The 25,148-nt window shown below is 70.2% G+C and carries 19 protein-coding genes; 2 read left to right on the top strand and 17 right to left on the bottom strand.

Annotated features, from left to right (window positions below; all coding sequences use genetic code 11):
• Positions 1-34 precede the first annotated feature (34 nt).
• The 8 genes from ACQY5G_RS09055 to ACQY5G_RS09020 form a co-directional block, all read right to left on the bottom strand.
• Positions 35-2,188, bottom strand: coding sequence for a zf-HC2 domain-containing protein (locus ACQY5G_RS09055; RefSeq protein WP_428103995.1), 2,154 nt, complete (start codon positions 2,186-2,188; stop codon positions 35-37).
• Between the two features lie 11 nt (positions 2,189-2,199).
• Positions 2,200-2,706, bottom strand: a complete 507-nt coding sequence (locus tag ACQY5G_RS09050; protein ID WP_428103993.1) for an RNA polymerase sigma factor — start codon at positions 2,704-2,706, stop codon at positions 2,200-2,202.
• Positions 2,707-3,352: 646 nt separating this feature from the next.
• The gene (locus tag ACQY5G_RS09045; RefSeq protein WP_428103990.1) at positions 3,353-5,890 is read right to left on the bottom strand and encodes a carboxypeptidase regulatory-like domain-containing protein; all 2,538 of its coding nucleotides are present in this window, start codon (positions 5,888-5,890) and stop codon (positions 3,353-3,355) included.
• Between the two features lie 5 nt (positions 5,891-5,895).
• Complete coding sequence (locus ACQY5G_RS09040) at positions 5,896-6,924, bottom strand: carboxypeptidase regulatory-like domain-containing protein (protein ID WP_428103987.1); 1,029 nt, start codon at positions 6,922-6,924, stop codon at positions 5,896-5,898.
• 82 nt (positions 6,925-7,006) lie between these two features.
• A complete protein-coding gene (locus tag ACQY5G_RS09035) occupies positions 7,007-8,290 on the bottom strand; it encodes a TRAP transporter large permease (protein WP_428103985.1) in 1,284 nt (427 codons plus the stop codon).
• Positions 8,287-8,826 carry a TRAP transporter small permease gene (locus ACQY5G_RS09030; RefSeq protein WP_428103982.1) on the bottom strand — a complete coding sequence of 180 codons (540 nt, stop codon included), beginning with the start codon at positions 8,824-8,826 and terminating at the stop codon, positions 8,287-8,289. Before ACQY5G_RS09030 ends, ACQY5G_RS09035 begins: the two co-directional genes overlap by 4 nt.
• A 7-nt stretch (positions 8,827-8,833) precedes the next feature.
• Positions 8,834-9,844 (bottom strand): TRAP transporter substrate-binding protein, encoded by a 1,011-nt coding sequence (locus tag ACQY5G_RS09025; protein WP_428103981.1) that lies wholly within the window; start codon positions 9,842-9,844, stop codon positions 8,834-8,836.
• On the bottom strand, positions 9,841-11,010 hold the full coding sequence (locus ACQY5G_RS09020; RefSeq protein WP_428103978.1) for a pyridoxal-phosphate-dependent aminotransferase family protein: 1,170 nt from the start codon (positions 11,008-11,010) through the stop codon (positions 9,841-9,843). The genes ACQY5G_RS09025 and ACQY5G_RS09020 overlap by 4 nt, the downstream gene beginning before the upstream one ends.
• Before the next feature lie 50 nt (positions 11,011-11,060).
• Between ACQY5G_RS09020 and ACQY5G_RS09015 the strand changes: the two genes are divergently transcribed.
• On the top strand, positions 11,061-14,042 hold the full coding sequence (locus ACQY5G_RS09015; protein WP_428103976.1) for an FAD-binding and (Fe-S)-binding domain-containing protein: 2,982 nt from the start codon (positions 11,061-11,063) through the stop codon (positions 14,040-14,042).
• Positions 14,043-14,221: 179 nt separating this feature from the next.
• Here ACQY5G_RS09015 and ACQY5G_RS09010 read toward each other — a convergent pair whose 3' ends face one another.
• Positions 14,222-14,665 carry an acyl-CoA thioesterase gene (locus ACQY5G_RS09010; RefSeq protein ID WP_428103974.1) on the bottom strand — a complete coding sequence of 148 codons (444 nt, stop codon included), beginning with the start codon at positions 14,663-14,665 and terminating at the stop codon, positions 14,222-14,224.
• A gap of 67 nt (positions 14,666-14,732) precedes the next feature.
• Between ACQY5G_RS09010 and ACQY5G_RS09005 the strand changes: the two genes are divergently transcribed.
• Entirely contained in the window at positions 14,733-15,416 is a 684-nt protein-coding gene (locus ACQY5G_RS09005; RefSeq protein ID WP_428103971.1) for an alpha/beta hydrolase, read from the top strand.
• 70 nt (positions 15,417-15,486) lie between these two features.
• On the opposite strand, the gene ACQY5G_RS09000 is transcribed toward ACQY5G_RS09005, so the two are convergent.
• From ACQY5G_RS09000 to ACQY5G_RS08965, 8 genes are all read right to left on the bottom strand, one after another.
• On the bottom strand, positions 15,487-16,578 hold the full coding sequence (locus ACQY5G_RS09000; RefSeq protein ID WP_428103969.1) for a carboxypeptidase regulatory-like domain-containing protein: 1,092 nt from the start codon (positions 16,576-16,578) through the stop codon (positions 15,487-15,489).
• 35 nt (positions 16,579-16,613) lie between these two features.
• Positions 16,614-16,835, bottom strand: a complete 222-nt coding sequence (locus ACQY5G_RS08995; RefSeq protein WP_428103968.1) for a hypothetical protein — start codon at positions 16,833-16,835, stop codon at positions 16,614-16,616.
• 19 nt (positions 16,836-16,854) lie between these two features.
• Positions 16,855-17,409 (bottom strand): RidA family protein, encoded by a 555-nt coding sequence (locus ACQY5G_RS08990; protein WP_428103966.1) that lies wholly within the window; start codon positions 17,407-17,409, stop codon positions 16,855-16,857.
• 70 nt (positions 17,410-17,479) lie between these two features.
• On the bottom strand, positions 17,480-18,781 hold the full coding sequence (asnS, locus tag ACQY5G_RS08985; RefSeq protein WP_428103963.1) for an asparagine--tRNA ligase: 1,302 nt from the start codon (positions 18,779-18,781) through the stop codon (positions 17,480-17,482).
• A gap of 65 nt (positions 18,782-18,846) precedes the next feature.
• Positions 18,847-20,964 (bottom strand): ATP-dependent DNA helicase RecG, encoded by a 2,118-nt coding sequence (gene recG, locus ACQY5G_RS08980; RefSeq protein WP_428103960.1) that lies wholly within the window; start codon positions 20,962-20,964, stop codon positions 18,847-18,849.
• Positions 20,965-20,968: 4 nt separating this feature from the next.
• Positions 20,969-21,910, bottom strand: coding sequence for a signal recognition particle-docking protein FtsY (gene ftsY / locus ACQY5G_RS08975; RefSeq protein ID WP_428103957.1), 942 nt, complete (start codon positions 21,908-21,910; stop codon positions 20,969-20,971).
• The gene (locus tag ACQY5G_RS08970) at positions 21,907-23,862 is read right to left on the bottom strand and encodes a vWA domain-containing protein (RefSeq protein WP_428103955.1); all 1,956 of its coding nucleotides are present in this window, start codon (positions 23,860-23,862) and stop codon (positions 21,907-21,909) included. The genes ftsY and ACQY5G_RS08970 overlap by 4 nt, the downstream gene beginning before the upstream one ends.
• Positions 23,859-25,142, bottom strand: coding sequence for a M23 family metallopeptidase (locus ACQY5G_RS08965; RefSeq protein WP_428103953.1), 1,284 nt, complete (start codon positions 25,140-25,142; stop codon positions 23,859-23,861). Before ACQY5G_RS08965 ends, ACQY5G_RS08970 begins: the two co-directional genes overlap by 4 nt.
• Between the last annotated feature and the right edge of the window lie 6 nt (positions 25,143-25,148).

Raw genomic sequence — 25,148 nt, 5'->3', positions numbered from 1 at the left:
CATTGTCGTTCCTCCAGAATCGAAGCGTTGTCGGTTATCTCACCGACGCCGGGGAGTGATCTCCCAGCACGAGTGCGATACGGAGCGCGGTCGCGAGAGCCTCGCCGCGATACCGCAGGGCGCCACCCCCGTCCACGACGAAGAACTGCACCTCCCGCCAGGCGCCCAGAGCTTTCCAGACTTCGGAGCGTTCGTCGTGAAGGAAGGGGAGCGTCGAATCCGCACCAATAGCTGGGACGGTCCAAGCCCCGCTCCCGGAATCGGGTTCGACGGCGACCAGCAGCGCCCGCGCACCTGCCGCCGCCAGTTCCGGTACGTTGACCCTCAGTAGATCCAGGCTCTCTCTCGGGACGTAGGTCGGTCGAACGCTCTGGACAACCAGCGTTACATCGCCATCGGTCAGCTCCCGCAGCGTCTTCTCCTCACCGGGCGAAACCTCAAGCCTCGCGCCTCCGTTGACCCGCTCATCGAGCAGGGACGATGCCAAGTGCTCTCGCCACGCCGCGCGGGCTACGGCCAAGTCGGTTTCCGTCGGTGCGGTCGCCCAGTCTTCTACGTCGGGCATGTAGGGCTCGAGCGGGATGACCGGGTCCGCCTGAGCGAGCGCCAGCAACTCGGCCGCGCGAGTCGTCGACCCGGCCTCCGCATGGAATTCGGCGAGTTCCACGAACACACGGGGGTCCCAACTGAGTTCGGCGGCGTGCTCGAACGCCTCGAGCGCCCCTGTCCGGTCTCCTCGGGCCACCCGCAGCCGTCCGAGGAGCACATGCAGGCGGGCCAGACTCTCGGCGGCTTCGGCCTCGAAGTTGGCTCGCGTGCCCGCAAGTGACCGATCCGTACCAAGCCAGTCCGGCTGCCCACTCAACAGTTGAAGGATCCAATTTTCGGCGATCATCCCAAGAGTCGGCACCGCAGCCATGCGTTCCGCCACTTCGACATCGAGCCGCGAATCTCGAAACACGGAGGCGGCTGCGTACCTCCGGAGCCAGGCTCTGGTAAAGGCCGGATCGGTAATCTCGTAGGAGAGCTGAAGTCCGACCTGCGCCACCGAGGGCATGGGTGCGAGCCTCCAGCTCCGGTCCAGCGCATCCAGCTTCTCCGCATGGGACATCGACGACCGCTGGATCGCCTCCAGCCGGATCTGCGACGCGTACTCGTGCCGGGGAAAACGGGCCGTGAGTTCGCTCCGCCAGTGGGCCTCCATGTCTTCCCGGCCGAGCAGGCGGGCGTAGAGTCGCAGGGCGTGCATCTCGCCCGGCCCGGGGTCTCGCTGCCGCGCGGCCCTGTCCAAGCGCTCAAGGCGCGCCCGATGCGCGTGCAGCGAGACCTCTGCCGAACCCTCGGAAAGAGCCGCTTCCCCGTACAGGAGGTGGGCGACCCACAGCTCGGGTCGCTGGGGGTAGTCCGATAACCCGCGCTCGATCGCTTCCACGACCCTTCGGGGATTCTGGTCCGCGGTGGCCAGCACCTGGTAGAGGCGGGCGTCCAGCGTCGCCTGGCCGCGCGCGTCCGTCTCGAGGTATTCCCACGACCGGCCGAAATCGCTGTCGATGTGTTCTCCGTCGAGGTCTTCGACGGTGGCGGCGGCATACACGGTGCCGGGGGGCAGAGCGACCGCTCCCGAGAAGACGCCCGGTTCCTCGCGCGAGAGTTCGACTACGCGGTACCCAGGTTCTGTCTGGGCGAAGCGGAACGGGTCCGGCACCCAGTATCGCAGCCGCGCCCGGAGGCCGGGTTCCGCTGCCAGCAGCGAGATCGTTTCGTACCGGAGTGTCAGCGCGCTCGGCTCCTCCCAGTCGAAGCTCAGCGTGCTCGAGCCGGCCATGGCCCGCTGGGGTCCAAGCGTCAACACGAGGACGGCCGCGATCAGTACCAGCAGGCAGGCCCCTCCCAAGACGGCCAGACGTCGGGAGGAGGCGACCGGCTGCGTCTCCGGGAGGAGGATGGGGGGTGGGGGATCCGTTTCCTCGGGGAACATCTCCTCGAACAGTCCAGCGGGTGGCCTTGGCGCCGGAACGGCACGAAGCGCGGCACTCAGCGCGCGAATCTGCTGAACCTCGCGCCGGCAGACCGCGCATGAACGAAGGTGTCGCCGGACGGCGGCGGCGGCCCGCGGGGGCAGTTCACCGTCCGCGTAGCGATTCAGCGTCCGGTCGTCGATGTACGTGTCGCGTGTGCAGCAATCCATCTTACAACTCCCTACCGCTCGAAAAGCATGGCGCGAAGCCGCTTCCGCGCCCTGTACAACCGTCCCTCCGACGTCGTGCGCGCGATCTGGAGAAACTCGGCGACCTCCCGGTGCGAGTACCCCTCCATCTCCTTGAGAGCGACTACCGCCCGCAGTTCGTCCGGGAGCGAAGACATCGCGCGTTCCACCGCGATCGAATCCAGGACGCTTGATTCCGGCGACGCGATGACCTCCAGATCGTCCGGGGCCGCACCGATCGCGAGGTCATGCCGTCTCTGCTCCGACCGCATGTGTTTGAGGGCCGCGTGAGCCGTCACGGAACGAAGCCACGGGCCCAGGGGCCGCTTGCCGTCGAAGCCCCGAATCATCTCGGTCAGCTCGCAAAAGACATCGTGCAGTACATCGCGAGCATCGGCGGACGACTCCGTCAAACGGTACGCGACAGCGAACAACTGCCCCGAGTACTCCTCGTACAGGGACCGCAACGCTTCCCGGTCGCCACGCGCCGCCCTTTCCAACCATCGCTGCTCCTGGGCTGCGGTCATCAAACCGCGCCACCTCGCGCAACAAGGCGTGCTTTCGTGACTCTCTCCACGGAGAATCTCTTTCTCGTCGTCGGCCCCTGTGCCCGAGCCGACGGTGCCGGCGCGGATCATCCCTCTACTATTAATGGCCCGCCCGAGGGCAAAACTTGGCTCGGCTCCTTCCGGTGTTTTTGGGCGAAACGAGCCTTCAAGGAGGGTTGTCGGATCGATAAGTGATGCGCTGACAATGCGATAGGAGTGAGGAGATTTCGGAGGACGCCGTCGGAAATTGGAAGGCGTTCGCTGCCGATGGCGCCGGTGACGGGGGCGTCGCCGACGTGACGTGTCGGCCGCGCTAGATCCATCGCACGGCGGCCTGCCCCGGGCTACGGGAGCAGGCCCGCCGAGTGCTTCGCGTGGCTCCGCGCGGAGCCGTCATTCGCGCGCGTCTAGTCGAGACGGATGACACCGCGGCCGCCGTTGCGTCGCATGTCTTCTCTCCTTTGGGTTTGCCGTTCGTCACCGAAAAGCGCCCGAGAAAACGGCGCTCTCGATTAACACAAACGCCTCCGGCTCGAAAAATCTTACATCGCGTCGACGGCCCCCGAAGAAAAACGCGGCGATGGTCACGGAGTCGGATCTACTTCGTCCAGATCACGACGGCGCCGCAGCGGCCGTCGAAGCCGGAAAACTCCGCGGCGAGCGCTGCCGCGCCGCTGTACACCTCGACGCCGCCGACCTCGATCGGGAGGACGAAATCATTGACGGACGCGGGGTTTCCGCCCCAGCGGCCGTCGCTCGACCGAATGACCGGCACGCCGTCCACCAACACGTTGAGTTCGCAACCGGCGCCGCCGAACCCGACCGAGACCCTCCTGCTGAACACCCTGCACCGGTTTCCCTGGCAGTGGACGCGAACTCCCGGCGCGTCCGCGATCAGGTCGGTGATGCGCATCGGGTTCCGGCGCTCGATGTCCTCGACGGTGAAGAAGGTGCCGAGGCCGGTGAGTTCACCCCAGTTCTTCCGTTCGTAGAAGCCCTGCGTCTCCAGTCGGCGGAGCCTCGTGACCGTCGCCACCAGGGGCGGGAGTTCCACGGGGTCGGGCGTGAGACTCACGTCGACCTCGGTGGTGCGCCCCCGGCTTACGGTCACGCTGTGGTTCAGCGGTGCGTAGCCGATGTGCCGGACCGACAGTTCGTACTCGCCCACGGGGAGTGCGCCCAGGACGAAGTGGCCTCTGCGGTCGCTTTGCTCCCGCTCCGGGCGGCCCGTGACGGACACGGCGGCCGCCGCCACGGGACGCTGGCTCCGGGCATCGCGCACCCGGCCGAGGAGCCGTCCGGTGTGTGTCTCCTCCAGGGGCGGCAGTTCGATTTCGTGGGTCAGCTCGGTGGCCTGCAGTGCCGTGTCCTCCGGAGACGTCGGGGAGAGCCGAGGGTCGACCCGCACGTCCCGCCAGGCGACGCGAGTGATCAGGTCGAACTCCAGTCCTTCATCCGCCCCCGCTTGCCGGAGGAAGACCGGCTCCCCCAAGGGCACGCGGCAGAGCGCGAATTCACCTTGCTCCCCGGACACGTCACGGGCACTGTCGGTCCGCTCCGTGACATCGAACGACCGTCCCACCAACCGGATGCTCCACTCCCGCCACAGCGCCTCGATCCCGACCCCCGGGACCGGGAGTCCGGTGTCGAAGTCGCGCGCCACGCCGACGACGGCGCCCCTGCTCCCGTAGGAGGGCAAACGCGGGCAGATCCGCGTGAAGACGGTTTCGGCAGAGGGTGTCCACACTTCGAGTGCCTCGCTGGCCCGATCCTCGACAACCACGCGTGTTTCCTTCAGCCGCACACCCGCCGCCTGCAGCCTCGGATGGTCCACGCCGAGCGCGTAGACTCCATCCGGCAGCCCCGTCACGCGGAACGCACCGGCCTCGTCGGTGACCGCGCTGAACGGTGCCTCGGCAGCCGCCGGCCGGGAGTCGGGGCCCGCCGCGTCATCCCAGTCGCGCAGCACGATGTCCGCCCCGATGAGTGCCTCGCCGCTCGTGCTGTCGCGCACGACGCCGGCGACGACGCCCCCACTGGTCCCGAACCGGCGTCCGTCCGCGAAAGCCTCCCCGACGCTGCCGCCCGTCTGCCGGTACGCCGCGAGCACGGCCTCGGGTTCTCCGGTCAGGCCGGTCAGGACCGGCCGCAGCGAACGCCCTCTGATCGGAAAACGGATCCACCAGTCGCGGATGTAGAACGGGCCGTCCGGCACCCGGTCGAACTGGAGGTTCGCGCCCACCCGGCGCCGATCCGTCCCCCGTGGCAGCGGAACGTTGCGGTAGCGCAACTCGACCTCGCGGAGGGCGGCGGTCGTCTCGTCGAGCCACAGCGTCCCTTCGATGTCGATGACGTCGGTCCCACTCCGGGGACGGAACGTGATGCCGAGTCTCGTCTCGCCCTCCACCTCGTCACGCCTCAGGCCGAAGCAGTGCGCATCCCGGAACTCCTCCGACAGGAGGACGGTCGCGTCGGGCGCATAGAAGACCGAGGAGTCCCGGTTGACGATGGCGTAGCCCTCGGCCACGAGCTGCCGCGCGGGCAGGCTTCGGAAGGGCGGGAGGGGTACGTTCCGCCGCGTGTGGGTTTCCGAGCTCAGGGTGGCGAGTGAACGGGGATCGAGGGTGCGTTCGTATTCGGTAAGCGTGAACGCGAGTTCGCCCCGATCCTCGGCCCAGACTGCCGTTTCGAGCGCCTTGCGCGCTTCCTCCCACGCCGCGGCGAGCGCCTCGCCCCGCCGGGGGTCGTCGAGACAGACCCCCGTCACCTCCACGCGAAGGTCACCGAGCCGCACCGGCTGCACCGGGACTTCAACGGTGATCGCGAGAGGCTGGCCGGCGGCGACGGCGTAGGGCTCGGTGACCCAGTTCGCGTATCCGATCCGCTCGACGCGGATGCGGTACTCGCCGGGACCGGGCGCCAGGAACGAGAAGGCACCATTTGCCGCCGTGAAGTCGGCCCCAACGGCCTCGCCGGCCTGATCGAGCAGGCTGATGAAGCCTCCCGGGATCAGCCGGCCCCCGTCGGCCTCCCGCACCGTCCCGCTGATCCGCTGCGCCGTCGCGGCCGAGGGAAGTACAAGCAGGGCGGCCAGCGCGACGCACGACGCGACCGCCTGGACGCGTCGAGTCGACACCGGACTCATTTCGTCCACACGACTACGGCACCACACCGGCCCGGGAACTCGGCCGGGGTACTCGCCAGCCCCTTGTAGACCTCGATCCCGCCCACCTCGATCGGCTTCACGAACGAGTCCAGATCGCGCCCGACCACGAAGCCGTCCAGGTACACGGCCATGCGGCAGGTCCGGTTCAGTCCCGAGAAGCCTCTCCGGTTCACCAGCCCCGGCCCAACGCTCGGGACCAGCATGCTGACGAGGTGGCTGACGTGAAGGGGGCGCCATCGTTCAATGTCCTCCTCGGTAAAGAACGTGCCGAGGCCGAGCAGCTCACCCCAGTGCTTTCTCTCGTAGAACCCCTTGATCTCCAGGCGCCGAGACCTCTCCACCGTTGCGACCAGGGGCGCCAGTTCCACGGGGTCCGCCGACAGGCCGATCTCGATCTCCGTGGTAGTGCCCTGCCGGATCGTGACCGGGTGAGAGAGCGGAGCATACCCGATATGTCGGACGGACAGTTCATGTTCTCCCACGGGCAGCGCGCTGAGGACGAAATTGCCTCTCCGGTTGCTCGAGACCATCCCGGCTCGGCTCGGAACGGAAACTTCGGCCACGGCCACGGGCTGTTTGGTTCGCGCATCCATCACCCGACCGATAAGGCGGCCCGTCTTCACCTCCTCCAGCAGGAGCCGGAGTTCCACCTCGTGCGCGTATCCCGGTGCGAGGGCGACGTTCGCTTCCGCGCTCGAAGCGTCGCCGAACTCGGCCCACAGCGTGGCTGTTGTGGCGTCCGGCGGAACGCAGAGAAGCAGCTCGCCGTCGGTATCGGCGGCTTCCCGCAAAGGCCTGCGGACCGCATCTATCCAGCGCAGGACGACGGTGGCGTTGGGGATCGGAATCTGCCCGGAATCGTCCCGGACGGTGACTGCAAGCGAGGCTCTGTCTCCGCAGTCTTCAGGCGGTTGTGCCACAGCTTGCAGTGCGGAGGCCGGGTCGGCGCCGAGGCCAAGAAGGAGCACGGTCGAGACCATCAATCCCCCGGGTCCGCGGTCCATGGACCTTCCTTTCGCTTGTCCCGCACTCAGGCCGAAGATGTACACCCCATCCTACGACGGCTCGTGGCGGCCGCCCGTCACATCAGTGGTAGAAGACGTTCACGAGGGCGAGGGGGATCGCAGGCACGTACGTGACGAGGAGCAGGACGGCGACGAGGACGGCGACGAAGCGGAGGTTGACCTTGCTCACCTCCCAGATGTCCGCCTTCGCGACGGAGCAGGCGGTCACGAGCACGCTGGCCACCGGGGGTGTCTGCTGGCCGATGCCGAGGTTGAGCGTGACGATGAGGCCGAAGTGCACCGGGTCGATCCCCGCCGCGCGCACGAGCGGCATCACGATGGGGACGACGAGGATGATCGCCGCAGCCGAGTGCAGGAAGAGGCCGATGACGAGGAAGAAGACGTTGAGCAGCGCGAGGATGAGCCACTTGCTCTCGGTGAGCCCCATGATCCCGGCCGCGACCTGCTGCGGGAGCCGCTGTTCCGTGAGGTAGTCGCCGAGCAGGGCGGAGGTCGCGACGAGGAGCATGACGACGGCGGTCTGCACGCCGCCCTCGAGCATCGCCTCGCGCAGGTGGGCGAGGTCGAGCTCGCGGTAGACGAGACCGCCCACGACGAGCGAGGCGACGACCGCGAGCCCCGCCCCCTCCGTCGCCGTCACCCAGCCGCTGAAGATCCCGCCGAGGATGATCGCGGGCAGGAGAAGCGCCCACCCCGCCTCGCGCGCCGTCGTCCACACGCGGCGGAGTTCGAACCGTCCCTCGACCGGGAAGTCGTGGCGCCGGGCGTAGAGCCAGGCGACGAACATCAGGAGCAGGCCGCCGAGCACCCCGGGCACGATGCCGGCGACGAACAGTTCGACGACCGAAGCTTCCGCCATGACGCCATACAGGATCATGGGGATGGACGGCGGGATGATGACGGCGAGCGTGGCCGAGGAGGACATCACGGCCGCGGCGAAGGGTGTCCGGTAGCCGCGCTTCTTCATGGCCGGGATGAGGATGGAGCCGAGCGCGGCGACGTCGGCCACGGCGGAGCCCGAGATCTCGGCGAAGAAGAGGGAGGCGGAGATGCCGACCATCGAGAGGCCGCCGCGGATGAACCCGACGAGGGCGGAGGCGAAGGCGATGAGCCGGCGCGAGATCCCGGTCGCGTTCATGATCGCGCCCGCGAGGATGAAGAGCGGGATCGCGATGAGCGGGAAGGAGGTCGCCCCGTCGAACAGCACGAGACCCGCGTTGGGGAGCATGGCGACGCCGCCCGAGGCGAGCATGGCGACGAGCGCGACGATCCCGAGCGCGACCGCGATGGGGATGCCCAGGGCGATGAGGAGCAGCAGACCGACGAAGAGCAGGAGGAGCGTCACGGCTCCCCCTCCCTGGCCGGGACCGCCTCGTCCGAGCAGGGTTCCTCCGGGGAAGGGGCGCCCTCCGGGGATAGGGCGTCCCCCGGCGAAAGCGCGTCCTTCAGGCTCAGCAGCTGGGCGAGGATGAAGAGGACCGCCCCGATGGGGATCACGGACTGCGCGAGCGCGGCGGGCACGGAGGGCAGGCTCACGAGCGTCGTCCCCTCGAGCACGCGTACGACCTGCCACCCGGCCCACGCGACCGCGGCGAAGAAGGCGATGATCGCGCTCTCGGCCACGAGCACGACGGCGAGCCGCGAGCGCCCCGTCAGACGCTGGGCCAGCGTGGGCACGCCGATGTGCGCCCGGCGGAGCGCCGCGAGCGCCGCCCCGTAGTAGGTGAGCCAGGCGAGGAGGATCGAGGCGACCTCGTCGTACCACACGAGCGCGGCCCCCGCCTTCCGGAACCCGACGCCCACCACGACGACGATGGCGAGCGCCGCGAGGAGGACGAGCACCGCCCCCTCGAGGAAGCGCCGGACGCCCGTCTTCACCATGGCCCGGTTATGAGCCGGCCTCCGGGGCTCCGGCCGCGCGCGCCCGGTCGATGAGGGACTGTCCGCCTTCGACGGTCGCCGCGAACTCCTCGTACACGGGCTCGCTGGCGGACTCGAAGCGCGCCGGATCCGCCTCGTTGATCTCCATCGCCGTGGCCTCGAGTTCGGCGAGCAACTCCTCGTCCATGCGCGCGGCCGTCTCGTACACGAAGGCCTGCATCTCCCGCGCGATCGCCTCCACCTCGGAGCGAACGTCCTCCGGGTGACGCTCCCAGGGCCCGGCCCCCGTCGTGACGAAGGCCGGGCTGTACACGTGTCCGGTGAGGGAGAGGTAGTCCTGCACCTCGTGCAGCTTGGAACTCGTCACCTGCGTGAGCGGGTTCTCCTGTCCGTCCATCACGCCCGTCTGGAGCGCGACGAAGACCTCGGAGAAGGGCATCGGCGTCGGGTTCGCGCCAAGCGCCTGGAAGAGCTTCACGCGCCACACGCCCCGCGGCGTGCGCAGCTTGATCCCGCTCAGATCCTCCGGCCCGTGGATGGGTCGGCGGGAGTTCGTGATGTGACGGAACCCGTTCTCCCACACGGCGAGGACGCGGTAACCGCCCTCCTCCGCGCGCGGGGCCAACTCCGGCCACACGACGGCCTCCTCGATCCGCTTCATGTGCTCGCGGTCGCGGACGAGGTACGGCATCTCGAACAGGCCGAAGGCGTCGACCATCGAGGACATGATCGTGGAGGGGATGGACATGTCGAGCGTGCCGAGCCGCAGCCGCTGAAGCATCGCATCGTCGCCGCCGAGCTGGCTCGCGCCGTAGACGTGGAGTTCGGCCCGGCCGGCGAGCCGTTCGTTCACGCGGCGCGCGAACTCGTTGGCCGTCACGTCGTAGAGCGAGCCGGGGGAGCCGACGTGGCCGAGGGAGAGTTCGACGACCCCCGGTTCCCCGCCCTCTCCCCCGCACCCGAAGGAGAGGAGCGCCGCGACGGCGAGCACCGGAGTCCGTCCCGCAGGCCGCTTCATGCCTCGGCCAGGAAGTCGGCGGCGGCGGACAGGCCGCCGGGTTCGTGCGCGATTCGGCTCATCTTCAGTCCCATTTCCACCCCGGCCAGCGCTCCCATCAGCGTGAGTTCGTTGAGGTCCCCGAGGTGTCCGATCCGGAACACCTTCCCCTTGAGGGGACCGAGACCCGTCCCCAGCGACATGTCGAAGCGTTCGAGCACGACGAGACGGAACGCGTCCGCGTCCTCCCCGTCCCCCACCATCACGGTCGTCCCGGCGCTCGACACCGCCTTCGGGTCCTGACAGTAGTTACGCAGACCCCACGCGGCGACGGCCCGGCGCGTGGCCCCGGCGTGGCGGGCGTGGCGGGAGAAGGTGGCGTCGGCCCCCTCTTCCCGCAGCAGCGCGAGCGATGCCTCGAGCCCGTAGAGGAGCGTCGTGGGCGGCGTGTAGGGGAAGTAGCCGCCCTCGTTGTCCCTCAGCATCGCCGTCCAGTCGAAGTACGAGCGCGGCGCCCCCGGGCTCGCGCGGTGGCGGGCGAGCGCCTTCTCGCTCACGGCGCAGAACCCGAGGCCCGGCGGGAGCATGAGTCCCTTCTGGGAGCCGCAGACGGTGACGTCCACGCCCCACTCCGCCTGCCGGTAGGGGGTGGCGGCGAGCGAGGAGACGGTGTCGACCATGAAGAGGGCGGGATGGCCGGTTTCGTCGAGCGCCTCCCGCACGGCGGCGATGTCGCTGGTGACGCCCGTGGAGGTCTCGTTGTGGACGACGAGCACGGCGCGGATCCGCCGCTCCCGATCGTCCGCGAGCCGCGCCGCTATTCTCTCCGGGTCCGCGGGGCGCCGCCAATCCCCGTCGATGGCCTCCACCCGCAGGCCGAGGGCCCGTCCCACCTCTCCCCACTTCGAGGCGAAGAACCCGTTGTTCCAGAGGAGGACGCGGTCGCCGGGGGAAAGGACGTTGGCGAGGGCACTCTCCCAGCACCCGGTCGCGGAGGAGGGGAAGATGAAGACGTGCGCGGGGTCTCCGAACACCCATTCGAGTCCCTCGAACAGGCCGAGCACCATCTCGCCGAACGCGGGTCCGCGGTGGTCGATGACGGACCGGTTCATGGCCTGGAATACGCGCTCGGGCACCGGGGTGGGGCCCGGAAGCTGGAGGAAGTGTCTGCCGCCGCGGTAGGTCAAAGGTGGCTCGCTCTTGTCAGGTCGGGGCTTCCGCCGATACAACTTGGCTCGTGACCCGCCCAATCTCTCACGACCGCGCCGGTTCGCAACGGCCCCGGCCCGGACTCGACCCTCGACGCGAGGCCCGGCTCGAAGCTCGACTTCGGGCGGGGCTTCGGGGAGAGGTCCGGTTCGACCGTTTCACGCGCGGGCTGTACAGCACGGACGCGTCGATCTACCAGGTGGAGCCGCTGGGGGTCGTGTTCCCGGAATCCGCCGCCGACGTGCGGCGGGCGGTGGAACTCGCGGGCGAACACGGGACGTCGGTCGTCGTGCGCGGGGCGGGGACGTCGCAGAGCGGCCAGTCGATCGGGCGGGGGCTGATCCTCGACACGAGCCGGGGGCTGGACGGGGTGCTCGACTTCGATCCGGGCGCCCGGCGCGTGGTCGTCGAACCGGGGATCGTGCTGGACCGGCTGAACGCGTTCCTGCGGCCGCACGGGCTCTTCTTCCCGATCGATGTGGCGACGGCGAGCCGGGCGACGCTGGGGGGCATGGCCGGCAACAACAGCGCGGGATCGCGGTCGGTGCGGTACGGCCACATGGTCGAGCACGTTCGCGGCATCGAGGCGGTGCTCGCGGATGGCCGGCGGGTCGAGTTCCGCCGCGACGCCACGCCGGGCGCGGCGGCCGGGGGCGGCCTCGGAGCCGACATGCGGGCGCTCTACCGGCGCGAGGCGGACGAGCTGGCGCGGCGGGTGCCGGACGTCCCGCGGCACGTGGCCGGCTATGCGCTCCACCGTCTGGGCCGCGAGAGTGCCGGGCTGTCGGATCTCCTCGTGGGTTCCGAGGGAACGCTCGCGCTCTTCACCGCGCTCGAACTCGACCTTCAGCCCATTCCCGCCGTGCGCGCGCTCGGCGTGTGCCGCTTCGACGGGACCGGCGAGGCGCTGGCCGCGGTGCCGGCGATCGTCGCGCTCGAGCCGACGGCGGTCGAACTGTTCGACGCGACTGTACTCGGGCTGGCCGCGCAGATGCCGAGTTTCGAGCGGGTGCTCCGACAGCTCGGTGAGGACGGGAGCGGCCCGCCGCGCGACATCCTCGTGGTCGAGTTCGCCGGGGACGACCCGGAGCGGGTCTCAACCTCCCTCTCGCGGCTCGAATCCGCGCTGGGCGGGATCGCCGTGGGCGTCACCCGCGCGGAATCCCCCGACTTCCAGGCCCGCATCTGGGCGATGCGGAAGGCGGGGCTCAGCATTTCGATGTCCCAGCCCGCCGCGCGCAAACCGCTCGCCTTCATCGAGGACTGCGCGATCCCGCTCGAACGGCTGCCGGAGTGGTATCGCCGGCTGACGGAGATCATCGATCGCCACGCCACCCACGCCGTGTGGTACGCGCACGCGTCCGTCGGCTGTCTCCATGTGCGGCCTGCGCTCGACCTGCGGGACGGGGACGATGTGGAGCGGTTGCGCGCGATCGCGGTGGACGCCTTCGCGCTCGCGGGTGAGTTGGGCGGGTCCCATTCCGGCGAGCACGGCGACGGCTGGATCCGGTCGGAGTTCCTCGAACCGATGCTGGGCGCGCGCCTCGTCTCCGCCTTCGGAGAGATCAAGCGCCGCTTCGATCCGGAGGATGTCCTGAACCCCGGCAAGATCGTCGACCCGCCCCGCATGAACGAGCCCTCGCTCCTGCGGGCCCGCTACGGGCTGGAGACCCGAAGGCTGCCGACGGCGCTCGACTGGGGGGCGTGGGGCGGCTTCTCGCCGGCCGTCGACATGTGCAACAACAACGGGACGTGCCTCAAGCGGAGTCCGGGGGTGATGTGCCCGTCCTTCCGCGCCACGAGCGACGAACGACATTCCACGCGGGGGCGGGCCAACGCCCTGCGGCTGGCGCTCTCGGGACAGCTGGGGGAGGACCCGTGGACGTCGCCGGAGCTGTACGAGGCGATGGACCTCTGCCTGGGCTGCAAGGGGTGCCGCCGCGAGTGTCCGACGGGCGTGGACATGGCGCGCATGAAGGTGGAGTTCCTGCACCGCCGGCGCGCCGAGCAACCGCTCTCGCCCCGGGACCGGGCGCTCGCGTACCTCCCCCGCTACGCGCCGCTCGTCGCGCGCGCGGCCCCGCTCGTCAACCTGCGGAACCGGATCCCCGCGCTCGCGCGCCTCGGGGAACGCGTCGGGGGTCTGGCGGCCGACCGGCCGCTCCCGCGCTGGTCGTCGCAGCCGTTTTCCCTGCCCTCCCGGCCTCCCGCCGGGCTTCCCGCCCAGCTTCCCGCCCAGGGGAACGGGGCGCCGAGCGTCGCGCTCTTCGTCGACACCTTCACGCGCTATTTCGAGCCGGAGAACGCCCGCGCCGCCGTTCGGATGCTGGCACGGGCGGGCTACCGGGTGGAGGAGGCCGTCACCGCGGGCCGACCGCTCTGCTGCGGGCGCACCTTCCTCAACGCGGGTCTCGTCGAGGAGGCGCGGACCGAACTCGACCGCACGGTCCGGGCGCTGAACCGCTTCGTCGCGCGGGGGATCCCAGTGGTGGGGCTCGAACCGTCATGTCTGCTCACGCTGCGCGACGAACTGCCCGCGCTGGACGCGGGGCCAGAGGCCGCGGCGGTCGCGGACCGGGCTCGGCTGCTGACCGAATGGCTCGTCGAAGCGGCGGCGCTCGACCGGCTCGACCTCGCTCCCCTTCCCGTCCGGCGCGTCCGCGTCCACGGCCACTGCCACGAGAAGGCCTTCGGCGCGGACGGCCCGACGCTGGATGTCCTCCGCGCGATCCCCGACCTCGAGGTCGAAGCAATCCCCGCCGGCTGCTGCGGCATGGCCGGCTCCTTCGGCTACGAGGCGGAGCACGCCGAAACCTCGCGGCAGGTCGCCGAACTCGAACTCCTCCCCACCGTCCGCGCTCTCGCCGACGACGAATGGCTCGTCGCCAACGGCACAAGCTGCCGCCACCAGGTCGCCGACCTCGCCAACGCAACGGCCCGCCACGTCGTCACCGTACTCGACGCCGCCGCTTCTCCTCCTGACTCCTCCCGACGCACCCCACTGAGCTAGATTGTTGGCTGGCTCGTGACGGTAGCGGAGGGTGAGGGGATGCGTGAAGTAGATACGTTCGAGGCGAAGGCACATCTGCAGGCGGTGGACGCCGCGATCGCGAGACTAAGGGCGCTTCGCGAGCGATTCGGCAGCCTCTCGGTCGAGTAGATCCTCGCCTTTCGGGATGAAGGCCGCCGCTAGCGGCGGGAAGCCAGCATCGCCTGCAGGCGCTCTTTGAGCGGCGGCGGGATCTCTACGCCCTGCCAGTCCTGGCTGCCGTGCTCGCGGCGGGCGCAGACGACGGTCCAGTCGCTGCGCGCCACGACTTCCCGTCCCCCTGAGCGTTCGACCGTGAAGTCCGCCGCGTAGCGGATCGCCTTGCGGCGCACTTCGCGCACCCGGAGTCTCACGTCGACCTCGTCGCCGTAGCGGACGGCGCCCAGGTAGTCGCACGAGACGGAGACGCGCGGCATCCCGAACATGGAGTCCTCGCTCCATTGAAAGCCGACGAGGTCGAACGACCGGTAGAGGGCGTGCTCGGCCTCCTCCATGAACTTCAGGAGCGCCGTGAAGTGGATGAGGTTCGCGGTGTCCGTATCCGCGAACTCCACGCGCCGCGTGTAGACGAACTCGGAAGCCATGTCGCAATCTATCACCCCCTCGAACCCTGGCAGCCCGCGACCTGGGGTCGGCGGGCCGGGAGGCGCGGTGACGGTTGAACCCAGACACATCACGATCGAGCGGCGGGTGCGATTCGCCGTGCTCGAGCCGCACGAGCGGCCGGTAACCGAGATCTGGTTCGCCCTGCACGGATACCACCAGCTCGCCCACCGCTTCCTGCGCTACTTCCAGCCGATCCACGCGGGCGCCCGGTGCATCGTCGCCCCCGAGGGGCTACACCGGCATTACATCGAACACGAGTCGCGCAAGGTGGGCGCCTCGTGGATGACGAGCGAAGACCGCCTCACGGACATCGAGGACTACGTCGGCTACCTGGACCGGCTCCACGCGCATGTACTCGCCGAGGAGTCACGACAGACGTCGGGCGGATCGGCGCCGCCGCGGATCGTCGGGCTCGGGTTCTCCCAGGGGGTCCATACGCTCTGCCGCTGGCTCGCGTTCGGCCGGGCCCGCATCGACCGGGCGATCCTGTGGGGCTCCACCGTCCCCCCCGACCTCGACCTGAGCGAGCACGGGGCCACGCTCTCCGCCGCCGACCTCCACCTCGTCGTGGGGGACGAGGACGAGTACTTCGACCGGGCCGCCATCGAGGCCCATGAGGCGCGCCTCCGGGCGGCAGGCGTCGCGTTCACATCCCACACCTATCCCGGCGGACACCGGCTCGACGCAGGGACCCTGCGGCGCTTCGCCGAGTCCGGAGAAACGGGATAAGACGTTCCCGCGGGAACGTCTCGGGCTGGAGTTGCGCGTCGCGATTCCCGCAGCGGCGGCGCGTCGGAACCTATTTCGTCGTGATCACGACGGCGCCGCAGCGAGCGTCGTAGCCGGAGAACTCGGCCGGTAGCGACGCGCCTCCCGTGTACACCTCGAGCCCCTCGATCTCGACCGGGAGGACCAAATCGTTGACGGTCTCGTTCTCCCTGGTCATGCGGCTCATTCGCAGGATCGAAAGTGGCACCTCTTCGGAGGCATGGCGCTCGTCACTCCCCCGGATGACCAGGGTCCCGTCAATGTAGACGTTCAACTTGCAACCCTGGCCCGAGAACCCCGCCGATGCCCTTGTGCTGTACAGATGGCAGCCGTGCGCCTGCACACCGCAGTTGCCCAGCCTGACTCCGGGAACGTCCGCGATCATGTGCGAAATCCGCATCGGGTTGCGGCGTTCGATGTCCTCCGCCGTGAAGAACTCGCCGCCACCCGTGAGTTCCCCCCACTCCCTGCGTTCGTAGAATCCCGTGATCTCCAGGCGACGGGACCTCGTGGCGACCGCGACCAGCGGCGCCAGTTCCACCGGGTCCGGCGACAGCCCGATCATGGCCTCGGTCGTGAGGCCTCGCGCTACTGCCACCTGCTGGACCAAGGGCGCGTAGCCGAGGTGTCGAACCGAAAGCTCGTGCTCGCCCACCGGCAGCCCGCTGAGCACGAAGTACCCGCGGCTGTTGCTCTGTGCCGCCTCGGGCCGGCCCGGGACGGACACCGAGGCTGCGGCGACGGGTCGGTCGTTCCGCGCGTCCCGCACTTGGCCGAGGACGCGCCCCGTGGCCGAAGCTCCGAACAGAAGCTGGAGTTCGACCGCGGTCACCGCGCCCGGACGCAAGGCTACCGCCGCTTCCTCGCTCGAGGCGTCGCCGAACTCGGCCCACAGGACAGCCCCTTGCACGTCGGGCGGAACGCAGAGCACGAGCCGTCCCTCGGCATCCGCAGCCTCCCGGACCGGCCGTCCCTCCGCCGCCGACCAGCGGACCGCCACCGCCGCGCCCGGTATCGGAACCAGCCCGGAATCGTCGCGCACCTCCACCGATAGCGACCCGCGGCCCCCGCACGCAGCCTCCTGCAGCGCTCCGATGGGTCCGGCCCCGACCACGACCAGCATTGCCGCAATCCACACGGCGAGCGACCCCACCCGCATTATTTTGAGTCGCCTTTCTTGCGGCGACGGCGGCGAGCCTCCATGCGGCCGAAGAGGAGGGGGCTCACTAGGCCCGACGTCGTGCCGCCGATGAGGGCGAGGACCCCGACGGGGTGGAGGTTCGAGAACGCCGGGAACTCGATCTGGGTGTTCATCCACATTCCGAGCGCCGCGAACACGATCGCGCCGACGACGAAGCCGAGGCAGGTGAGGCGGATCACGGGATCGTGCGCCGGGCGTCTATGAGCCGCCGTCCCCGTCGCCGCCGCCCGGGAGGCCGACGGTGGCGATGCACTCGATCTCCACGCGCGCGTCCAGCACCAGGCCGCCCACCGCCAACGCGCTGCGCGCCGGCCGATGGTTGGGGAAGAACTCCATGTACGTGCGGCTCATGTCCCGGAAATCGGCGATGTCGGCCAGGAAGACGGTGCACTTCACGACCTGGTCGAGCGACGAGCCGTAGCGCTCGAGCGCATCCCCGATGTTCCGCATCGTCTGCTGCGTCTCGGGGATGATCCCGCCCTCGACGAGTCCCTCTCCGGGCACGGTCCCGAGCTTGCCGGAAAGGTAGAGGACGTTCCCGACCCGTACGGCCTCGGAGAAGGGCGAGTTGGGCCGTCCGCCCAGGTACTCGACGGAGTGCATCATCTCGGACATCTCCGCGTGCTCCTGCGCCGCGAGCGGCGTCGCGGGCACGAGGACCGCCGCGAGGCCGAGGACCATCGCGAACCCGAGGACCGTCACCGGCGCCGCGGCCGGCGTGAGAGTCGTGCCGAAAAGCTGTTTCCCTGTCATTTCTCCTCCTTCGAAGCTCCTTCGCAGCCTGCCGCCATCGCCTCGCACCGGGTCGTGGCTCCGGGCCGGTTCATGGCGTGATGCGGGTCATCATGCGGGGGAACGCGATCGTCTCGCGCAGGTGATCGATCCCGCACATCCACGTCACCGTGCGCTCGACCCCCAGTCCGAACCCGCTGTGTGTAAAGGTCCCGTATTTTCTCAGGTCCAGATACCAGTCGTAGGACGCCTCCGGGAGCCCTTCCTCGCGGATGCGCGCGAGGAGCTTGTCGTGGTCGTCCTCCCGCTGGCTGCCGCCGATGACCTCGCCGTATCCCTCGGGCGCGAGCATGTCGTTGCACTTCACCGTGCGGGGATCCTCCGGGTTTTCCTTCATGTAGAAGGCCTTGACCCCCTTCGGATAGTCGAACACGAAGAGCGGCCTGTCCCGGCCCTCGACGAGCACGGTCTCCGCCGTGGCGCCGAGATCCGAACCCCATTCGATGTCGCTCCCCTTCGACTGCAGGAAGGCGACGGCGTCGGTGTAGCTGATCCGGTCGAACGGAGGCTGGATGGCCTCGAGTTTCGAGATGTCGCGGCCCAGCGCCTCGAGTTGTTCGCGCTGGTTGAAGAGGACGCGCTTCACGATCCAGCAGATGAAGCGCTCCTGGAGCGCCATGTTCCCGTCGGAGTCGATCCAGGGGGCTTCGGGTTCCACCATCCAGAACTCGGTCAGGTGCCGGCGCGTCTTCGACTTCTCGGCCCGGAAGGTGGGGCCGAAGCAGTACACCTTGCCGAGCGCCGCGGCGGCGGCCTCCACGTAAAGCTGCCCCGTCTGCGCGAGGTACGCCGTGCCGAGATCGAAGTACTCGGTCTCGAACAGGGTGCCCGCCGACTCGCCGATGGCGCCGGTGAGGATGGGGGTGTCGACGTGAACGAACCCCTCGTGGTGGAGGAAGTCGTGGATCGCCCGGATGACTTCGTCCCGGATGCGCATGATCGCGATCTGCCGCGCGCTCCGCAGCCACAGGTGGCGGTTCTCGAGGAGGAAATCGACGCCGTGCTCCTTGGGCTGGATCGGAAAGTCGGTCGACGGGCCCAGGACTTCGAAGTCCGACCCGGTGAGTTCGACGCCGGAGGGCGCGCGGGCATCGGAGCGAACGACCCCCGTCACGGCGACGCACGCCTCGTGCCCCACGGTGGTCAGCGGCTCCCACACCTCGGGCGCGACCTCGTTGCGCACGAAGACGCACTGGATCTCGTCCGTGCCGTCGCGAAGCACGAGAAAGGAGATCTTGCCGCTGGAGCGGAGGCGCCGGACCCAGCCGCGGAGGCGGACTTCCTCCCCGATGCGGGCGGGCAATTCGCGTATGGTGACGGTGTGTTCGGACATGTGCGGCGACAAGTTGCGGCTCCCTTCGGGACGGGGCAAACGCGACCGCCGGGGCGCCGGCCGGGTCAGCCGACGTGGTAGAGGGCCTCCCGCTGGGCGTAGCGGAGATCGAGTTCGTGGCGGAACCGGCGGTGGGCCGGCTTCGAGAGCCCGGGGTCCGCGTCGACGATGGCGCGGGCTCGCCGGCGCGCGGCCTCCAGCAGGTCGACGTCGCGGTCGAGTTGCGCGAACCGGAGGAGCACGGCGCCGTGCTGTTCCTTGCCGAAGAGGTCGCCCTGGCCGCGGATCCTGAGGTCCTCCTCGGCGAGTTCGAAGCCGTCGGTCTTCTTTTTGAAGGCGACGAGCCTCTCCGATGGCGTCTCGGAGGCGTGGAAGACGATGCAGTAGGACTGCTCGGCGCCGCGCCCGACGCGTCCCCGCAGCTGGTGGAGCTGCGCGAGGCCGAAACGCTCGGCGTCCTCGATGATCATCACGGTCGCGTTGGGGACGTCGATGCCCACCTCGATGACGGTGGTCGCGACGAGGAGGTTCGTGTCGCCCGCGAGGAAGCTCCGCATCGCGTCGTCCTTCTCGGCAGAGGAGAGGCGTCCGTGCAGGAGGCGCACGGCGGCGTCCGGGAAACGGGCCTGGAGTTGCTCGAACATGACCGTGGCGGCGCGGGCCTCGAGGGCTTCGGACTCCTCGACGAGAGGATAGATGACGTACGCCTGGCGGCCCGCCGCGAGCTGGTCGCCGAGGAAGTCGAACGCGGCGTCGCGGCTTTCGGGACCGCGCACGGCGGTCCGGATCGGCCGTCGGCCGGGGGGAAGTTCGTCGATGATCGAGAGGTCGAGGTCGCCGTAGAGGACGAGGGCGAGACTGCGGGGGATCGGCGTCGCGGACATCACGAGGGCGTCGGGGGCCTCGCCGGTCTCCCGGAGCCGGCGGCGCTGCTCGACGCCGAAGCGGTGCTGTTCGTCGATGACAACGAGTCCCGGGGACGCGAAGTCGACGCCCTCCTGGATCAGGGCGTGCGTCCCGACGACGAGACGGGCGTCGCCGGCCGCGATCCGCTCCAGGGTTTCCCGCCGCGCCTTCCCGGTGACGGCGCCGGTCAGGAGTTCGGGCTCCACGCCGAGGGGGCCGAGCATCTTCACGAAGGTGCGCCGGTGCTGCTCTGCCAGCAGCTCCGTCGGGGCCATGATCGCCGCCTGGCGTCCCGCCTCGATCGCCTTGAGCATGGCGAGCGCGGCCACCACCGTCTTCCCGCTTCCGACATCCCCCTGCAGCAAGCGGTTCATCGGCGCGGGCCGGGCCATGTCGGCCTCGATCTCGGACCAGGCGCGGCGCTGGGCCGCCGTGAGCTCGAAGGGGAGGGCCTCCAGCAGCGCGCGGGTGAGCGTGGCCGGAGCGTCGAAGGCGATGCCGCGGACCTCGTGGCGGAGGCGCGCCCGGGCCCGGGCGTGGAGAAGCTGGAGAAAGAAGAGTTCCTCGAAGGCGAGGCGCCGCTGGCAGCGCCCGACCTGGGCGACGGCGGACGGGCCGTGCAGCGTGCGGAGGGCCTCCGCGAGCGGGGGGAGGGAGAGTTCCTCGAGCCAGCCGCCCGGAATCGGGTCGTCGTCCCCGAGATCGGAGAGGAGACGGGAGAGGTTCAGTTCGATGACGGCGCGGATCTGCCGGTGTGTGAGCCCCTCGGTGGCGGGATAGACGGGAAACACCCGCCCCCCGGCGGGACGCTCCCCGGAGTCCGCGGATCGGTCGCCGGAGACGCCTCTCTCGTCGGAGGCTCGGGCCAGCACGGTGTGTTCGCGCGGCTGGAGTTGCTTGCCGTGGTAGAAGCGCACGGGTCCGGCGGCGAGCAGCAGGTCGCCCTTGTCGATCGTGCGGTCGAGCCACGGGCGTCCCGGCCAGGCGCACTCGATGTGGCCGCTCTCGTCCCGGAGCACGGCCCGGAAGACGCGCAACCGGCGCCGCGTGGGGATGACGCCCTTCGAGACCACGCGACCGATGACCGTCGCATCCTGGCCGACCTTCAACTCGGAGATCGCGTCGACCGTGGTCGCGTCCTCGTACCGGTACGGAAGGTGGTAGAGGAGGTCCTGCCCCGTGTGAACGTCGATCTTCGCGAAGCGCTCCGCCCGCCGGGGGCCCACGCCCTTCAGGTACTGCACGGATCCCCGCAGGATGGAGCGCCCGGCCGTCACGCGATCACGGCTCCGGTGCGAGGATCTTGTCGAGATACCGGTCGGGCGAGAACTCCTCGAGATCCTCCGGGGACTCCCCGACGCCGAGGAAGCGGACGGGGACGGAGAGTTCGCGCGCGACGGAGACGACCGTGCCGGCGCGCGCCGTGCTGTCGAACTTCGCGAGCACGAGGCCCGTGAGGTCGAGCGACGTCCCGAACTGTCGCGCCTGGTTCATCACGTTCTGCCCGGAGGTGGCGTCGACGACCAGCAGCCGCTCGTACGGCGCGCCCTCCACCTGTCGGCCGAGCACTCGATCGATCTTGACCAGTTCGCGCATCAGATCGTCCTGCGTGTGGAGCCGGCCGGCGGTGTCGACGAGCACCCAGGCGGCATCCCGCGCGCGCGCCGCCGCCACCGCGTCAAACGCCACGGAGGCCGGGTCCGCTCCGGGCGTTCCCCCGACGAAATCGGTCTGCAGCCGTTCCGCCCACGCCCGGAGCTGCTCCTGCGCCCCCGCCCGGAACGTGTCCGCCGCGGCGAGCAGCACGCGGCCTCCCCCGGCCTGCAGGCGCGCGGCAAGCTTCGCCGCGGTCGTCGTCTTCCCCACGCCGTTCACGCCCACGAGAAGGAGGACCCCCGGCGCCCCGCCGCGCGGCGGCGAGGCGGCGGCCAGCCCGCCGGCGGGCGGCTCGGCGGCGGCCAGCGTCTCGGCGAGCCGCGCCCTCAGCGTATCGCGCAGATCGCCCTCCGTCGCGATCGCGCCGCGGCTCGCCGCCCGCTCGAGCGCCTCGACGAGTTCGAGCGTGATGTCGACCCCGAAGTCCGCTTCGAGCAGGACTTCCTCCAGGCGCTCGATGGCGGCGCCGTCGAGCCCGCCGTCGACGAGCGTGTTCACGTCCGTGAGCGCGAAGTCGACGATCCGCCGCCACAGGCCTCGTTTCGGGCGGCGCAGAGTTCCGGTCACCGGAGTCCGATCCGGTGCCGCCACACCCACTCCCCGCACAGGAGCAGGACGGCGAGGAGGAACGGCCACACGGGCCGGGGCGACCGGACTTCGACCGGCGCCCGGGGAGAAGGCTGCGCACCGATGGCGAGCGGTTCCGATGGGGGCCCGGGGAGAAACTCGCGGGGATCGGGCTCGACGTCGACCGGTCGGCCGAGTTCGACGGACCCGTCGGGGCCGGTCGCCGTCAGGAGCGCCTCGTAGCGACCGGGCGGGAGGCCGGGACCGACGATCTCGGCGGGGGGATCCGCGATGGATTCGCTCCACACCTCCGCGCCCGTCTCATCGAGCAGCCGGATCGTGAGGTCCGCAGATCCGGGGCGGATGCGCCACACCTGCGGCTCGCCGGGGGCCGGCGTCCGCACGAGCGAGGCGAGCCGGGGCGTCGCGTCCTCGACGAGCCAGCCGACGACGCCGCTGAACACGCCCTCGTAGACCCTGCGCGGCTCGTCCCCCCGCAGCGACCAGCGCCACCAGTCGGCGGCCGCGGAAAGCGCCCACCGGCGCGTCCCGTCTTCGCCGACCGTGAGGAGCGGCCTACGCTCGCCGCGCCGGTTCCGGCTCGCATTGATCACCGACCATCTCCCTGCGGGCTCCACGGCGTAGAGTTCGCGGACCGGAGGCAGGAGATCCAGATCGGCCTCGGCGAGGAGCGCCGCCGAAGGGCTCGCGGGCACCGGCCCGGCGGGGTACCACTCCCCGGGCAGGGGACCCGTCACGCGCGCCGCCACTCCCGGCACCTCACCCGGCCCCCCCGTGAAGAAGAGCGTTCGCGCATGAGCCCGCAGCGCGCCGGCCAGCCACGGCGGCAGATCCTCCGGCGAGGCCTGGACGGCAAGCAGCCGGGCGCCCTGTGCCGCTTCGCGCACCCGCGACGCTTCGACGATGCGCGGGCTGGCGCCCATCTCGAGAAAACGGCCATCCGCAAGGCGCAGGTAGCCGCGCGCTCCGCCCAGGACGAGCCGGTCGAGGGCGGGGACGAGGAAACGCGCCTCCCAGTCGGGGGCCAGCGACACGAGCACGGCCCCGGCGGAGGATTCCGAGACTTCGATCCACGCGCCCGTCCGGCCGGAGATGCCGAAGGGATCCGGCGGATCGACGAGCACGGCGTCATAGCGCCGCCAGGCGGATTCGGCGCCTTCGTCCCGCGGCACGAAGGTGATCCGGGCGCGACCCGTCCGTCCGGCGGCCGGGCGGGGCGCCCGCACGGCCGCAACGACCGTGCCGTCGCGCTCGATCTGGAAGCTCACGCTGTCGGGCAACCCGCCCCCGCCGCCCGATCCCCCGCCGGCGTGAAACTCGAGCGTGGCACGGACGGTATCGCCAGCTCGGGTCCGCTCCGGCGTTTGCAGCGCCGCGAGCGCCACCCGGGGCTCCATCGCGGCGACCCGGAGTTCAAGTACCCCGAGGCCCAGCCCCGTGGCCGTCTCGCGAGCCGCGTCACGATCCGTCAACTCGCCGTCGGTGAGCACCCACACGCTGTCGGCTCCGCCCAGGCGCGCGGCCTGCAGGGCCGGTTCGAGCCGGCTCGCGTCGTGCGTCGCTCCGAGCGTGTCCAGCGAATCGAGCCGGGCGGGGACGGGGCCGTCTCCGAACAGGTAGACCCGATCCGGCGCGAGTTCGGGAAGCAGGGCCAGGGCCGAGTCGAGCCGCGTCGCCCCGCCGGCGTCTCCGGCGCGGACCGGGAGCGTCATGCTGCGCGAGACGTCGAGAAGCACGACGCGTTCGGGCATCCCGACACCGCTGCCGCGCAACGCGGGCAAGGCGAGCGCGCCCAGAATCAGGAAGACGGCCACCGCCCGGACGGCGGCGGGACCGGTGCGCCCCGCGACACGTTCCTCACGCGTGCCATAGGCCCAGCCGGCGAGTGCGACTGCGCCAAGCGCGACGAGAAGCCAGAGGCCGGGGCTCAATCCTGTGTGCGGCGAGCGCGCTGCGTGGGATGGACGGGCATCGGAAGGCTTCGCAACCGCGCGAGCACGGCGTGCTGAACCGCCTCGAACTGCTCGCGCAGCTCGGTGGGGACCGGGTCGGCCCCCGGCAACTGCAGACGGGCCGGGTTCACCTGCGCGCCGTTCCGGAGAAACTCGTAGTGAAGGTGAGGCGCGGTCGCGAGACCGGTGTCGCCCACATATCCGATGACCTGCCCCTGTTCCACCTGGGTCCCGGTCGCCACGCCGCGCGCGACGTTGGCCAGGTGCGCGTATCGGGTGCGGATGTTGTTCGCGTGACGAATCTCGACGGCGTTCCCGTAGTTGCCCCACCACCCCGCCCGCGTCACGCGTCCCGCTCCCGTCGCGCGCACGGGCGTGCCTCTCGCCGCCCCGTAGTCGACGCCGAGATGCGGCCGGGTGCGCCGGAGCACCGGGTGGAAGCGCCTGAGGTTGTAGCCGCTCGTCACACGGACGATATCCAGGGGCGCGAGCAGGAACTGGCCCCGGAGAGCTTCGCCCGCTTCGTCGTAGTACTCCGCGCGCTCGGCCGCGGCATGCTCGAATCGCACGCCCGTGAGGACCCGCCGGTCGTTCCGGAAGTCCGCGGCGAGCACCGTGGCGTCGCGCACGGACCCGTCCGGCCGCACCTCTCGCTCGATGAGAAGCCGGTAGGCGTCATTCCGGCGCAGATCCCGCCAGAAGTCGATCTGCCAGGCGAAGACCTGCGAGATGCGGTACGCCACATCGAAGCGTTCCCCGTCGCCGAGCGCCTCCACGTCCCCCGACATCTCCGCGTCGAACAGGTTCGACTGGATGAGACCCGCGAGGAGCAGCGTGTCTCGTACGACCTGCACCGAGTCCAGCCGGGCCGACCACAAGGGCGCGGCCCCGTCGCCGGACCACAGGTGGAGGATGCGGTCGGGGTCGAGGTGGACGCGGATGCGCGCCGGAGACTCGCCGGGTCTGCTCACGAAGTGAATCGCGACGCCGGGCCGCAGCCGGCGCGGACTCTCGAATTCGCCCATCGCCTCCGCGATGGCGTGCGTCGCTGCGGGGCTCAGGCCATGGTCCTCGAACACATCGCCCAGGGTCTCGCCCCGCTGCAGACGATGTACCAGGGTGACGGGCGCAGGTGGCGTAGGCACTTCGACGACCTTGACGGCCTCCGTCCGCCCGGCCCGGGAGCCAAACGCGGCCCAACCGACGACCAGGATCCCCGCGAGGGCGAGTCCAACCGCAGCAGCAAGTCTTGTTCTCAAGCGTGC

The organism is Candidatus Palauibacter sp. (genome assembly GCF_965261555.1).
Taxonomy (GTDB): Bacteria; Gemmatimonadota; Gemmatimonadetes; order Palauibacterales; family Palauibacteraceae; genus Palauibacter.
This window is presented reverse-complemented; position numbering and strand designations above follow the sequence as displayed.